Here is a 13,739-nt window from a genome sequence, read left to right as displayed (position 1 = left end):
AGGCAGCCGGCTCAGCCGTGCAAACGCGGCGCGGTAAAGTCACGCCCATTGGCCAAGGCCGGCACCCGCTGCCTTGCCTCGATAACGGCGGCCGGATCGATATCGGCCATGAGGACACTGGGCTCGTCATGATCAAGTTCGGCAATCACCTTGCCCCAGGGATCCACGATCAGCGAATGGCCATAGGTGGCGCGTCCATTGGCATGCTCGCCGCCCTGCGCCGCCGCGATGACATAGGAACCGGTTTCAATGGCCCGAGCGCGCAGCAGAACATGCCAATGCGCTTGTCCGGTCGGCACTGTAAAAGCCGCCGGCACCGCCATCAGGCTGGCCCCAGCTTTGGCCAGAGCATTGTAAAGCTTGGGAAAGCGCATGTCGTAGCAGATTGAGAAACCCAGGGTGAATTCCCCGACAGGGGCGATCACCGCCCTGTCGCCGGACTTATAGGTGGCGCTTTCCCGATAGGCATTGAGCCCGGCAATATCGGCATCGAAAAGATGGATCTTGTCGTAAATGGCCACTTGCGCGCCGTCCGGCCCGAACAGCACCGAGCGATTGGCGAAGCGGCCATCCTCGAGCGGCACCGGCAACGAGCCGATATGGACAAACATCTTGTGCCGGCGGGCCAGTTCGCCGGTCCTCGCCAATTGCTCATGCCCCTCGAAGGGCGCGGCGACCGAGCGCAATTGCGCACGGTTTTCCGGAAAGATCATGGTGACTTCCGGCGTCAGCGCATAGGCGGCGCCTTGCCCTGCCGCTTCGGCCAGAAAAATGTCCAAGGCAGCGAGATTGGCTTCGGGGTCGAGCCCCGAACGCATCTGGATAGCAGCGACCCGCATCACTCTATTGCGCCAATAGCGGATCGAGGCCGCCCCGGCGATCCAGGGCCGCGAGGTCGTCATAGCCGCCCACGTGAACATCATCGACAAAGATTTGCGGAACGGTGCGCCGGCCATGCGCCCGCGTGGTCATCGCCTCGCGCAGGGCCGGATCGAGCACGGTGATTTCCTGAAAATCCACGCCCTTGTCGGCCAGCAGCGCCTTGGCCGCGTGGCAATAGGGGCAGGTGGGGGTAGTATAGATTTCGACCTTGGCCATACCGACACTTCCGGTGAACAAACGTCCCCTTATATGGGCAGTTCACCACCAAAGACAACGCGGGCGAAGGTCAGCACATCAACACGCCCGGCGCCACCGCGCTTCAGCACCCGCGCCATCGCCTTGACCGTCGCTCCGGTCGTATAGACATCGTCCACCACCACGACCGGGCGACCCTCTAGCCGCTCCAGCGCCTGCGGATGCAACGAGAACGCCCCCTGCACATTGCGCAGACGACCTTTTTCGGAAAGACCTACCTGCTGCCTCGTCTGACGGTGCCGCCGCACCAGATGCGCATCGATACTCAACCCGGTCAAAGCCGCCACTTCCTGGGCCAGCAATACGGATTGATTGAAGCGGCGGAAGAGCAGGCGCCCGCGATGCAAAGGCACCGGAACCAATAGCGGCCGCTCTGCCCAGAATTCGCTGCCCGCCGCAGCCATCGGCCGCGCGAGGAACCGGGCCAGTTCGATCCGGTCGCCATATTTGAACCGGCTAATCAGCGCACTGGCAACCGCACCATAGACCATTGCGGCTCGCGCCCGTTCGAAAGGCGGCGGATCGGCCAGCGCTTCGGCGGATAGCGCGCCCTGCCCCGGATCGCTTTCGAACGGCAATCCCAGAACTGGGCAGAATGGGGCACTGATCGGGCGCAGGCTGGAAAAGCACGTCGCACAAACACTATCACCGGCAGTGAGCGGGGCGGCGCAGGCAATGCAGGTGGGCGGATAGACCTGATCGAGCACCAGCCCGCCCAGGCGCGCCAGCGCCCGCCCGAGCAGCACCCCGACCATGAGATCTTTGACTTCGCCGTCTCCGCTCTCCATAAGAGCCATATTGCCACGCTCCGGCCCCGGCGAAAGCCCCTTCCATGTCCAGCCCTCCCAAGCTCTTCGACGCCGCCCAGATCCATCGCAATCTCTCGCGCCGCAAAAGCCGCGATAATTTCATGCGCGATCTGGTGCTGGACGATCTGGCCGACCGGCTCGGCGCCTATAAAAGGGACTTTTCGCGGGCCATCCTCATCGGCCCCGATGCCGAAACGCTGCCGGAACGCCTGTATTCCGCCAATGGCCCCATCATTGCCCAACGTGTCGACGCCTTCGACAACACGGATTTTCCCGCCCTGCCAGATGGCGAGCATGATCTTGTCGTCTCGTTGCTGCACTTGCAGACCGTCAATGACGTGCCCGGCCATCTGGCGCGGTTGCGCCAGCGGCTTCGCCCCGACGGCCTCCTGCTGGCGGCCTTTATCGGTGGCGAAAGCCTCACCGAGCTGCGCGAGGCTTTCCTTGCCGCCGATCTCGCCGTGTCCGGCGGCGCGTCGGCGCGCGTGGCGCCAATGGCGCAGGTGCGCGACGCCGGTGGTCTCCTGCAACGCGCCGGCTTCGCCCTGCCTGTCGCCGATGTCGAAACCCATTGCGTCCGCTATGCGAACCCCGTGGCACTGATGGCCGAGCTCAAGGCCCTGGGCGCATCCAATCCGCTATGGGACCGGCCGAAACGCTTTGCCACCCGGACGCTGCTCGTCGCCGCCGCCAACGCCTATGCCGAGCGCGACAGTGACGCGGATGGCCGCATCCGCGCCACGCTGGAAATCGTCTGGCTCGCCGGCTGGGCGCCGCATGAAAGCCAGCAGAAGCCCTTGCGGCCCGGCAGCGCCAAAGTCAGCATGAGCGACGTCCTCGGCAAGCCGCAGGGCAGACGATAACACTGACGCAGGCTCGCACCAGCGCCTCCAACTTACCGATATTGACCTGTCATCATCGGTAGCACGATGCCGAATGCCACAAAAAAGGCCGGCGTCTCCACCGGCCTTTTTCACAAATACGGCAAAGGGCGCGCTTACGCAGCTTCCTCGTCGCTTTCGGCTTCGGCCGCATCGGCCTTGGTCCGCTTCGGGCTCTTGGCGAGTTGCTTTTCGATCAGCTGCACGGCTTCGGTCAGCGTCAGCTTGCGTACGGCGCCGACTTCCCGGCTCATGCGGTCCATGGCCTGTTCAAACAGCTGGCGTTCCGAATAGGACTGCTCGGGCTGGTCTTCGGAACGGTAAAGGTCACGCACCACTTCGGAGATCGCGATCAGGTCGCCGGAATTGATCTTGGCTTCGTATTCCTGCGCGCGGCGCGACCACATGGTGCGCTTGACGCGGGCGCGGCCCGTCACGGTTTCCAGCGCCTTGGTAATCTCTTCCTCTTCGGCCAGCTTGCGCATGCCGACGGACTTCACCTTGGCCACGGGCACGCGCAGCGTCAGCTTGTCCTGTTCAAAGCTGATGACGAACAGCTCAAGAACGAGGCCAGCAACTTCCTGCTCTTCGATGGCGACAACCACGCCGACGCCATGGGCCGGATAAACGACATATTCGCCCGTCTTGAACCCGAGCCGCTGCTGCTGCTTCTTGGCTACCATATGCTGGAACTCCTTATTGACGCCCCAAATGGCCGGTTCCTTGCGGCAAGGACCCGCCATTTCTAACTCGTGGACGCCCGGTCATGGGCGCTTGCTGGGCAGTAAGCCTCAGGGCCGTCCGGGTCCGCTTTGTCCGGAAGCCATGAACTTCAAACGATGTCTGTCAAAAAAATCGTGCCTTTCGGCACGGACTGGGTGACGGGCTCAACTGCATATTGTTGGACCATAGCACAATTTTTCAGCAGAATCAAAAGGAACGAATCAGGCCAGCAGCAGACGGCCGCCCAACGGGCAGCTACGTGTGGTGGAACCGTGACAAGCCCGCCGATCGGGTCAGTCGCCTTCGCCGGCTTCCTCGGAAAAATATTTCGCCAGCTTGCCGGATTCGCCGTCCTTTTCCTTGGCCTCGGGCAAGGGATCGCGGCGCTCGGTGAGGTTCGGCCAGATGGCGGCGAACTTGCGATTGAGTTCCAGCCAGTCGTCCAGCCCGCTTTCCGTATCCGGCTTGATCGCCTCGGCCGGGCATTCAGGCTCACACACGCCGCAATCGATGCACTCATCGGGGTGAATGACCAGCATGTTCTCGCCTTCATAGAAGCAATCGACCGGACAGACCTCGACACAGTCGGTATATTTGCAGGCGATGCAATTGTCGGTGACGATATAGGTCATTCTGGCAGGCAATCCCGTCCATGCGCAGCCGATCCGCTGGGAGGATCAAGCCACCTGTCTCAACAGGACCGGTGCTAAACCCTTTTCCGGCGCGCTGCAAGGGCGCGGCGGGGGACGCTTTGGCGCAGCCTGCGCCCAGCTTGAAACTCTATGCCTATTGGTCGCCGCCCCGCAGATTGTCTGTGTCCCGGCGCTCTTTCTTGGTCGGTCGGCCAGCGCCAGGCGGACGTTCGGCGATCGCCGTCTCATAGGGCGAGCGCTCCGACTTCGGCGGCATGGGCGGAGACATGTCCTCGTAAAGCCCCTGCGCTTCGCTGGCCGGACCACGGCGGGACCCCGGATCGAGGATGCGCCAGACCAGAATGCGGCCCTGGATCGACATGGTCAGCACATCGCCCGCGCCGACCCTGTGGTCAGTGCGGGCGGTTTTTTCCGAATTGACGCGAATGGCGCCAGTTTCGATGATCTTTTGCGCCAGGGTCCTCGATTTGACGGCGCGCGAGAAGAACAGGAACCGATCGAGCCGCTCCTTGCGAAGCGTTTCCCCCGGCCCTGTCAAACCCTACTCCGACTTGCCGCGCAACGCGGCAAGCGCCGCAAAGGGGCTGTCGGGATCAAAGACCGGCTTGCGCTCTTCGCGCTGCGGACGGCGCTCCTTCTGCTCTCCCTTGTCGGGACGGGTGCGGGCTTCCTCGCGCCCCTTGCCATTGGGCCGGCCACCAGCGGGGCGTCCCTCGCCTTCGGGCCGGCGCGGGCCGCGATCGTGCCGCGGGCGCTCGTTGCGCCGGCTCTGCCGCCCTTCGCCCTCGGCTTCCTTGCGTCCGCGCGGCTCATGGCGACGCTGATCATTGTTGCGGCGACCGGGGAACCAGACCTCGTCGAATTCGGGCTCGGCCGGGACCGCCGGGTCGGCAGCGATTTCGACGGGCAAAGCCTCGGGCGCATCGCCTTCCGCGACGGGCTCCATCTGCGTTGCCTCAACGGCCGCGACGACCTCGACAGCCACTTCCGTGCCTGCCTCATCACCCGTTGGCACCTGTTCGGATGCAGGCGCTTCCGCAGCCATTTCCGGCAGCGCTTCGGTCGAGGCCAGAGGCGCAGCGGCCTTGGGCGTCCGGCGAACCCGATAGCCCAGCGAGGTCAGGATCGAGGCGAAATCCTCGCCCGAACAGCCCAGCAGGCTGGTCATTTCCACCGTGACGCGGAAACCGTTGCCCTCCGCTGCGCCCGCCGGCAATTCGCCCGCATAAGGGCGGCTGGCATCGAGCGCGATCAGCGGACGGATAATATCGGCCAGGCGTTCGAGAATATCGACGCGCACCGCCCGCTTGCCCGCCACCTTGAAGCCGGCGGTTTCGTAAAGGCGCGTATCGACCTCGGGATCGACCAGGAACGAGGTGCGTCCCGAAAGAACAATATGGGGAATGTCGGTCACGCCGGGCTGGCGCACACCACCATGCTTCAACGCGAACAGAATCAGCGCCAGCTCGCGGGGGGCCGGCTTGAGCGAAAGCGGCAGATAAATGTGGTAGGCGCCGAACTTGATGCCCAGCTTGCGCAGCTTGCCGCGCAGATCCTGATCCAGCCCTTTGACCGCCTCAGCCACTTCGTGGCGTGGCAACAGGCCCAGATGCTCATGGAGCTGATAGGTCAGTCCCCGTGCCGTCCCTTCGATATCAGCCGGCGCTTCCAGCGACATGACGGGTTCGAGCACGGTATTGATATGGTGGCGCAGCCACAGCATCAGCCGGTCCTGCACCCGTTCGAGATCCGGCCCTGTCAGCGTCTCGTCGGCCAGAATGATGATGCGCGGACGGTAGAGGCTGTCGCCCTCCGCCAGTTCGGCAATGACTTCCCCGCGCCAGCGCAGCCTTCCATCGGTGGCCAGCACGAATTCTTCATTCGGCGAACCGCTCAGGCGGTCGGCGCGATTGTGTATCTCCGGCGCCACTACCGAATCGGCGGCGGTGCGCAGCCCCTTGGCATCCAGTTCGCCATCAGCGCGCGCCAGGGAAAAGCGGAAGCCTTCGAGCGTGCCGATCAAATGGCCTTCCAGCCGGACTTCGCCACGTTCATTGATTTCGGGAGATACCATACGTTTGTCTTTCAGGTGGCGGAGCAAGACGCTCGTGCGCCGATCAACGAAGCGCTGGGTGAGGCGCTCATGCAGAGCGTCACTCAGGCGGTCTTCAATATCCCGTGTCTTGTCGCGCCAATATGCAGGGTCTTCAAGCCAGTTTTTGCGGTTGGCGACAAAGGTCCAGGTCCGGATCTGCTTGATCCGATTGCTGAGTGTGTCAATGTCGCCCTCCCCATTGTCGCAAAACCGCACCTGCTCGGCAATCCAGTCTTCGCTGACCCGTCCAATTCGTCTCAAATCCGAAAAGATACGGGTAACGATTTCGCCATGCGCAGCCGGAGAAATCCCTTGATAATCGGGAATCTGGCAACATTCCCAGAGCAGTTTGACCGCTTCGTGGCCGCGCGCCAAGGCGCCGGCCTCGTTGCGCGCCAGAAATTCCAGCGCCATCTGGTCGGTGGCAATGGGCACCCGGGTCAGTGTGCGGTCCTCGGGCGTCACCTCCAGCGCCGCGCGCAACCGCTCGATGGACGAAAAATCCAGCACACTATTGCGCCATTGCACCTGCCGCACCGGCTCGAAATCATGGGTTTCGAGCTGCACCACCAATTCTTCATCGAAGCCCTCGGTGCCCCCGGTCACGCCGAACGTGCCATTGTGCCGGTGCCGCCCGGCCCGCCCGGCGATCTGGCCCAGTTCGGCCGGGGTCAGCGGCCGGCTCTGATGTCCGTCGAATTTGGTATCGTCGGCAAAGGCGACATGGTGGATGTCCAGATTGAGACCCATGCCGATAGCGTCGGTTGCCACCAGGAAATCGACGTCGCCATTCTGATAAAGATCAACCTGCGCGTTTCTGGTGCGCGGGCTCAATGCCCCCATCACCACCGCCGCGCCGCCCCGCTCGCGCCGGATCAGTTCGGCGATCGCATAGACCTGGCGCGCCGAAAAGGCGACGATGGCCGAGCGCGGCGGCTGCCGCGAGATTTTCTTGGACCCCGAATAGGTCAATTGTGAAAAGCGTGGCCGCTCGATGATTTCGGCATGGGGGATCAGTTTCTTGACCACGCCCGCCATGGTTGCCGAGCCGAGCAGCAGGGTTTCGTGAAAGCCGCGCGCCTTGAGGATCCGCTCTGTAAACACATGGCCACGGTCGAAATCGATGGCGGTCTGGATTTCGTCCACCGCCACGCAATCGACGCGAATATCCATCGGCATGGCTTCCACCGTCGCCACCCAATAGCGCGGCTTGGCCGGCACGATGCGCTCTTCGCCCGTCACCAGGGCCACCGCCTGCTCGCCGACCCGCTCTACCACGCGGTGATAGACCTCCCGTGCCAACAGGCGCAGCGGCAGGCCGATCATCCCGGTGGGATGGGCCAACATGCGCTCGATGGCGAAATAGGTCTTGCCGGTATTGGTCGGGCCGAGAATCGCCTTGACCGAATGGGAGGGTGCGAAAGTCATCGTGCCTCTATCTAGGCAATTGGCGCCGCGCTTGCGAGGGCCGGCGCGCAATTGTCCCGACAAAGGACAAAGCTGCCGCCTTTTTGCCACGAGACTTAATTTACGGAACCAAGAGGAAACGAAACAGCATCGAATCGGCGAGAATCAGCAAATCCGGCTTCGTTCCCTACCAGATGTGGTGGCGCACAATTTCGGCCATACAAGCCGACCGCGCGAAGCCGCCCAATGGAAGAAATCTCGTTCAACTTGGTTTCGATCCGGTAAAAATGGTGCCAAATCCGCCAAAGGTGAAGGCCCGGTAAATGCCGACAGAACGTAGATTTTTTTGTCCGTTTATCCTCATAAGCCCACCGTGCCGGCCTTCCGGCGCAAGACGTTCATAAAAAACAGCATTGACGTGCCGCTATGGGACAGAGACCGGCCCTTCCGTATCCCTCAAGTCAGCGTCCTCAGGGTCCTAGAGGCGCTTGCCGCTGCCAGAAACCGACTGCTGTCCCATCGGGAGACAACCGGATAATAAAACTGCCCGCGCGATTAACACTGCGACCAGACCCGGAACGAACAGGGACAGAATCGGGGCGAATGGGGCAATGCCGCTTTGTTCTCCACCAATGCTGGTAGGCGCGGGGCCCGCGCAACACCAGCCGGATGACAAGCCCCGCATGGCGCGGCATGCGCGCGTTCAACTCGGTAAATTTTGGGTAAATTCTGCCGAAATCGACAATTTGTTCACGAAATCCTGCGCAAGGGCGTTACCAAACCTGTCGCTGGCGTTAACCGCGAAAGGGCGCATTTGCGCTGCGAAAAGCGAGAAAAATTGTCAAAAAAGCCGTTGACCGTCCCCAAGCGAGACAGTTCTATTCGACCCGGCTATTGGTCAGCACGATGGACAGATCGCCCATGCTGGTGCCGATATTGACGCGATAGGGGACAAAATACCCCGAAGCGCCGAGCGGCGCGTACCACAGGATGATCCGGCTGTTATCGGCCAGATATTGCGTCATTTCCGAGCTGTCGAAATGTCCGGAAATCGGCTGATACTTTACCGAGCAAGCCACAAGCGGCCCCTGATAGCCGGTGCGCGGCGATGTCGCTTCGTCCCGATCAAGAAAGCCCATGCGGATATTGAAGCGCTCGACGCCGGTGAAAATCTTGAATTCGCGTTCGCAAAGCCCTTTGTCCAGTTCCCGGCCCTTGAGAACGAAGGCGGAGAGGAAGTCGCCCACCCCAGTAAGATGGACACGCTCGAGCGGCACCCGGTCATAGGTGTCGACAATCGGCGGAGTAACCTGGAAGGAGGAGACATTGCGGCCGGAAAATCCGACATCGACCTTGAAATTTTCGCCATTGGCGCGCGTTTCAAGCGCGAACCGCTCCGATTGCAGGCTCCCTCCCGCCGAGGCGCCGCTGGCGCTGACTTTGGCGGTGCCGCTCGCCACCACATTGGCAAGCCCCGTCACCCGCGCCGACAGATCGAAGCCATAGCGCCGCCCATCGTCATCGAAATCAATATCGACCAGCGCCACATTGATCCCGCCGACGGTCACCACATAACTGACCCGGGCATCGACCGGCGCGGCGAAGACGGACGGGGCGAAAAGGACAAAGCTGGCGGCCAGCAGGCTCAGGGCGGAACGGATCAAGACAGTATTTCTCGGCTGCATGTTCCCGCCGGCGGACATGTCGGGGCGAGACGAATCACTTTATCCAGTCAAATTGCCGTCCCCTCATGCGCCGCGCAAGGCACTCGCGGGCCTTTGAAGCGCCCTTCGGCTTGACGGAGCGGGCCCTATTCTCTAAAGAACCGCCAGATTTCACCACAATCGAGGCCCGTTGCGGGATCGCCCGCCACGTGAGGACCTTTACACAAACAGGATTTCGAAAAATGGCACGTCGCTGCGAACTCACCGGCAAGGGTGTGATGGTGGGCAACAATGTTTCCCACGCTCTCAACCGGACCCGCCGCCGCTTTCTCCCCAATCTCGTCAACGTGACGCTGCTCTCGGACGCGCTGAACCGCTCGGTCAAGCTGCGCATCTCGGCTGCGGCCCTGCGTTCGGTCGAGCACCGCGGCGGCCTCGATGCTTTCCTGCTCAAGCAGGATGATGCCGATCTGAGCCCGCTGGCTCAGGGCATCAAGAAGGAAATCCGCGCCGCTCTCGCCGCCTGATCGATTTCCTGCTAGATTTTCGACCGCGTGGAGCCTGCTCCGCGCGGTTTTGTTTTGCCGGTCCCTTATCAAGAAGCATCCGGCAGAGCGGTCGACTTAAATCTCCCCCGGATCGAACCCCGGGGGTGACGCCCAAAGGACGAGGCCTCGCCTCTCCCTCTCAACGGTGCTCCGGTCTCCTGCCGGTCGCACCCAACAAAGGTACAGTCTGATGCTGTCTCGCTTGCTGGTAGCGCTGGCCGCCATGGCGGCCGTAGTCGCCGCCTCCAATATTCTCGTGCAATATCCGGTCGATCTGACCCTTGCCGGCGTCCATATCGGTGACATTCTGACCTGGGGCGCCTTCACCTATCCGGTCGCCTTCCTCGTTACCGATCTTTCCAACCGCGCCTTCGGACCGCAAAAGACCCGCCTTGTCGTGCTGTCCGGCTTCGTCGTGGCGGTCATATTGTCCATCTGGCTGGCCACGCCCCGCATCGCCATTGCCTCGGGCTCGGCCTTTCTCGTCGCGCAATTGCTCGACGTGTCCATCTTCCACCGCCTGCGCCATGGGCCATGGTGGCACGCACCGATGTTCTCCTCGCTTTTCTCCTCGGCGCTGGACACGGCGATCTTTTTCTCCCTCGCCATGGCGCCCGCCTTTGCCGGCATCGACGCCTATTTTGGCATGGAGGATTCTTCGCTCGCCTTCCCGGCGCCGCTACTGGGGATCGGACAGGAGGTCGAGCTCTGGCAATCGCTGGCGCTGGGGGATTTCCTGGTCAAGCTGATCATGGCGGTGCTGATGCTCGCGCCCTATAAAACCATTCGCGACCTGGTGCTGCGCCGGCTGCCGGCAGCGGCATAGGACACAAGCCTTCCCATCCTCCAGGAAAGGGGAAGGCTCAGTCCGGCAGCGCGAATTCGAGGAGCATGGTGCGCTGCCAGCCGTTGAAATTGTTGTCCGACCCCATGAGGATGCGCGTTTCGCCACCCGGCGTTACATGCACCATCAGGCTTTCCATATTGTCGATTTCGCCACCCTGGGCCGACAGCAGCAATTCACCCGCCAGCAAATTGCCGGGCCGTACTTCAGCGGCCGGAACCCGCCGCAGGTTCATCACGAAGCTGAAGAGCGAGACGCCGCGCTCCAGCACCAGCAGGTCGCCATTGGGCAGGAAGGCGCAATCGGTGGGATTGACGATGGGCGAATTGCGATAGGTGAACGGCCCTTTGTCCCTCACGCCCAGCATTTCGCCGCGATGATTGCCGTTCTCATCCAGCGCCTCCTCGGTGATGAGGATGGTCGAGCCGGCAACGGGCGAGGCCGACGGCGCGATACAGATCGATTCCAGCGATTCATTGGTGCGCAGATCGGTGAGCCATTGCGGGATCGCCACTTCGCGCGCCGGACCGCCCGGACGCCCTTCATGAATGGTAAAATCAGCCACCCGCGTCAGGTGCTCGAAACTCACCCGCACGCCCACCGCCGCGCCATCCCGCCAGATCGTATCCATGCCTTCGGCATCGCGCGCATATTGGCGCGGCAATATCTGGCCGGATGAATTTTGCAGCGGCTCGATGGTGACGCCGATAAAGCCGAACAGCCGGTCAGCCTCGTCATAGGCCAATTGGCCGGAAACGAAATGGCCGCGATCGCTCACGAAGGCAATGCGCTGTTCGGCGCCGGTCTGGCTGATGCTGGACAGTCCGCCAAAGGTATCGTCTGGACTTTGCAGCGTCATGCCGCCGCGAAAGATCAGCTGGTCGACGCGCTCGCCGACCGATGCGCCCCGAAAACTCTGGATCTGCGCCGCGCTCACCGTCGCTTCCACCGCACCGGCCTGACCGGAAAGGGTCAATAGCAGCAGAGCGAGCGCGGTGGGCCTCTTCATCCCCTGCCTCTTCGCCGCGCCTGCGCCGGCATTTCCTCGTCGAACAAGGCCGCCAATTCGTCGGTCAATGCCCCGGCCAGCTCTTCGGCATCGAGCAGCGTCACCGCGCGCCGGTAATAGCGGGTCACGTCATGGCCGATGCCGACCGCCACCAATTGAATGGGCGAGCGCGTTTCGATGTCTTCGATCACCTGGCGGAGATGGGCTTCGAGATAATTGCCGGCATTGACGCTCTGGGTGGAATCATCGACCGGCGCGCCATCGGAGATGACCATCAGGATGCGGCGCTGCTCGGGCCGGGCCATCAGCCGCTTGCGTGCCCATTCGAGCGCCTCCCCATCGATATTTTCCTTGAGCAGTCCCTCGCGCATCATCAGCCCGAGATTGCGCCGCGCGTGACGCCAGGGTTCGTCTGCCGCCTTATAGATGATGTGGCGAATATCGTTGACCCGGCCCGGATTGGCCGGCCGATTGGCCTCCAGCCAGGCTTCGCGGCTCTTGCCGCCCTTCCAGGCGCGGGTGGTGAAGCCCAAAATTTCCACCTTCACTCCGCACCGCTCCAGGGTGCGGGCGAGAATGTCGCCGCAAATGGCCGCGATGGTAATCGGCCTGCCGCGCATCGAGCCGGAATTGTCGATCAGCAGCGTCACCACGGTATCGCGAAAATCGGTATCGTTCTCGACCTTGAAGCTCAGCGCCTGCAAGGGATCGGTCACCACGCGCGTCAGGCGCGCCGTGTCGAGCAGCCCTTCCTCGAGGTCGAACTGCCAGCTCCGGTTCTGCTTGGCCATCAGGCGCCGCTGCAGCTTGTTGGCGAGCCGCGCCACCGCCCCGGCGAGATTTTCCAGCTGCTTGTCCAACAGGGCGCGCAATTGGTCCAGTTCATCGGGCGGGCACAATTCGGCCGCCTTGACGATCTCGTCGAACTTGGTGGTGAACACCTTGTAGTTGAACTGGTTGGAAAGCTGGGTGCCGCCGTCGCGGGCCGGTGGCGGCATCGGCGCATCTTCGCCCGCCTCGGCTTCGGCATTCTCGTCGGCATCGGCCATATCGGCTTCCATGCCTTCGACATCGCCGGCCTCTTCGCTCTCTCCGGCCTGCTGGTCCTCGTCGGACTGGGATTGCTCGCTCTCGCCGTCGCCCTGTTCGGGCGCCTGGTCGGAGCCCTGCGCCTGCTCGGGCTGGCTGTCCTCGGTGCTGTCCTCTTCGCCCTCGGAGGCATCATCCATATCGCTTTCGGCGATCAGATTGAGGTCACGCAGCACGGCCTTGGCGGCGCGGGCAAAGTCGTCCTGGTTCTCATAGGCGCCCAGCAGCGCGTCGAGCGAGGTGCCCGCCCGGCTCTCGATCTCGCCGCGCCAGAGGTCGACCAGCGCGTGGCCCGATGGCGGCACGGCGACACCGGCCAGTTTCTCGCGCAGCATCAGCCCCAGGGCTTCAGCCAGGGGCGCATCGTCCTTGGCATCGACTTCGGCGAAATTCGCGCGAAACAGCCGGTCTTCCAGCATTTCGTGGATATTGCCGCCCATGCCGGGCATGCGCAGAACGCCGAGCGATTCCACCCGCGCCTGCTCCAATGCGTCGAAGGCGGCGCGCGCCTGCGGATCCATGGGCGCACGCTTGCGATGGCTGTCTGGATCATGGCTGGCCAGCCGCATGGCCATGGCGTCGCCCTGTCCGCGGGCAATGGCAATGTCGCGCCGGGTCGGCAGGCGCGGCAGATTGGCCAGCCGCGCCCGGTCCGAGGTGAGCAGCGGCCGGTCGGCGGTGAAACTGACCTCCAGCTCCGCCTTGCCGCCAATGGCGCGCACCGTCGCACCCATGGCCGATTTGAAGGCCTGGGTCTGATCGGGCTTGTTGGCTTTGCTGCGCGGAGGGTTTGCCATGGTCTGATCCGGAAGACCCCTCACCCCAACCCTCTCCCCGTAGGGGCGCGGGCCTAGTTCGGCGTCTGGACGGCCAAAGCGGT

At 62.9% G+C, this 13,739-nt stretch carries 13 protein-coding genes; 3 read left to right on the top strand and 10 right to left on the bottom strand.

Annotated elements, in window-relative coordinates; genetic code table 11:
• Window positions 1–11 precede the first annotated feature (11 nt).
• The 3 genes from H0482_RS07905 to H0482_RS07895 are packed head-to-tail and all read right to left on the bottom strand — an operon-like array spanning window position 12 to window position 1,934.
• The gene (locus H0482_RS07905) at window positions 12–839 is read right to left on the bottom strand and encodes a carbon-nitrogen hydrolase family protein (protein ID WP_193729760.1); all 828 of its coding nucleotides are present in this window, start codon (window positions 837–839) and stop codon (window positions 12–14) included.
• Window positions 840–843: 4 nt separating this feature from the next.
• Window positions 844–1,098, bottom strand: coding sequence for a glutaredoxin 3 (grxC, locus tag H0482_RS07900; protein ID WP_193729495.1), 255 nt, complete (start codon window positions 1,096–1,098; stop codon window positions 844–846).
• A 29-nt stretch (window positions 1,099–1,127) separates the two neighbouring features.
• On the bottom strand, window positions 1,128–1,934 hold the full coding sequence (locus H0482_RS07895) for a ComF family protein (RefSeq protein ID WP_230989505.1): 807 nt from the start codon (window positions 1,932–1,934) through the stop codon (window positions 1,128–1,130).
• A 35-nt stretch (window positions 1,935–1,969) separates the two neighbouring features.
• Between H0482_RS07895 and H0482_RS07890 the strand changes: the two genes are divergently transcribed.
• Window positions 1,970–2,809 (top strand): malonyl-ACP O-methyltransferase BioC, encoded by an 840-nt coding sequence (locus H0482_RS07890; RefSeq protein ID WP_193729494.1) that lies wholly within the window; start codon window positions 1,970–1,972, stop codon window positions 2,807–2,809.
• A gap of 134 nt (window positions 2,810–2,943) precedes the next feature.
• Here the strand turns inward: H0482_RS07890 and H0482_RS07885 are convergent, their stop codons facing one another.
• The 5 genes from H0482_RS07885 to H0482_RS07865 all read right to left on the bottom strand — a co-directional run bounded on the left by H0482_RS07885 (window position 2,944) and on the right by H0482_RS07865 (window position 9,369).
• Window positions 2,944–3,510: a CarD family transcriptional regulator gene (locus H0482_RS07885; protein ID WP_193729493.1), complete on the bottom strand. Its 567-nt coding sequence runs from the start codon at window positions 3,508–3,510 to the stop codon at window positions 2,944–2,946.
• Window positions 3,511–3,843: 333 nt separating this feature from the next.
• Window positions 3,844–4,182: a ferredoxin FdxA gene (gene fdxA, locus H0482_RS07880; protein ID WP_193729492.1), complete on the bottom strand. Its 339-nt coding sequence runs from the start codon at window positions 4,180–4,182 to the stop codon at window positions 3,844–3,846.
• A gap of 154 nt (window positions 4,183–4,336) precedes the next feature.
• Window positions 4,337–4,741 carry an RNA-binding S4 domain-containing protein gene (locus tag H0482_RS07875; RefSeq protein ID WP_193729491.1) on the bottom strand — a complete coding sequence of 135 codons (405 nt, stop codon included), beginning with the start codon at window positions 4,739–4,741 and terminating at the stop codon, window positions 4,337–4,339.
• A gap of 3 nt (window positions 4,742–4,744) precedes the next feature.
• The gene (locus H0482_RS07870; protein WP_193729490.1) at window positions 4,745–7,726 is read right to left on the bottom strand and encodes a helicase-related protein; all 2,982 of its coding nucleotides are present in this window, start codon (window positions 7,724–7,726) and stop codon (window positions 4,745–4,747) included.
• 857 nt (window positions 7,727–8,583) lie between these two features.
• Entirely contained in the window at window positions 8,584–9,369 is a 786-nt protein-coding gene (locus tag H0482_RS07865) for a DUF3108 domain-containing protein (protein ID WP_193729489.1), read from the bottom strand.
• A 242-nt stretch (window positions 9,370–9,611) separates the two neighbouring features.
• On the opposite strand from H0482_RS07865, the gene rpmB reads away from it, so the two are divergent.
• Together rpmB and H0482_RS07855 are read left to right on the top strand one after the other, a co-directional pair.
• A complete protein-coding gene (rpmB, locus tag H0482_RS07860) occupies window positions 9,612–9,896 on the top strand; it encodes a 50S ribosomal protein L28 (RefSeq protein ID WP_193729488.1) in 285 nt (94 codons plus the stop codon).
• Window positions 9,897–10,107: 211 nt separating this feature from the next.
• Window positions 10,108–10,743, top strand: coding sequence for a queuosine precursor transporter (locus tag H0482_RS07855; protein WP_193729487.1), 636 nt, complete (start codon window positions 10,108–10,110; stop codon window positions 10,741–10,743).
• 37 nt (window positions 10,744–10,780) lie between these two features.
• Here H0482_RS07855 and H0482_RS07850 read toward each other — a convergent pair whose 3' ends face one another.
• Window positions 10,781–11,770 (bottom strand): esterase-like activity of phytase family protein, encoded by a 990-nt coding sequence (locus H0482_RS07850; RefSeq protein ID WP_193729486.1) that lies wholly within the window; start codon window positions 11,768–11,770, stop codon window positions 10,781–10,783.
• Complete coding sequence (cobT, locus tag H0482_RS07845) at window positions 11,767–13,656, bottom strand: cobaltochelatase subunit CobT (protein WP_193729485.1); 1,890 nt, start codon at window positions 13,654–13,656, stop codon at window positions 11,767–11,769. The genes H0482_RS07850 and cobT overlap by 4 nt, the downstream gene beginning before the upstream one ends.
• Window positions 13,657–13,739 lie beyond the last annotated feature (83 nt).

The sequence above is a fragment of the Devosia faecipullorum genome (assembly GCF_015158295.1).
Taxonomy (GTDB): domain Bacteria; phylum Pseudomonadota; class Alphaproteobacteria; order Rhizobiales; family Devosiaceae; genus Devosia; species Devosia faecipullorum.
This window is presented reverse-complemented; position numbering and strand designations above follow the sequence as displayed.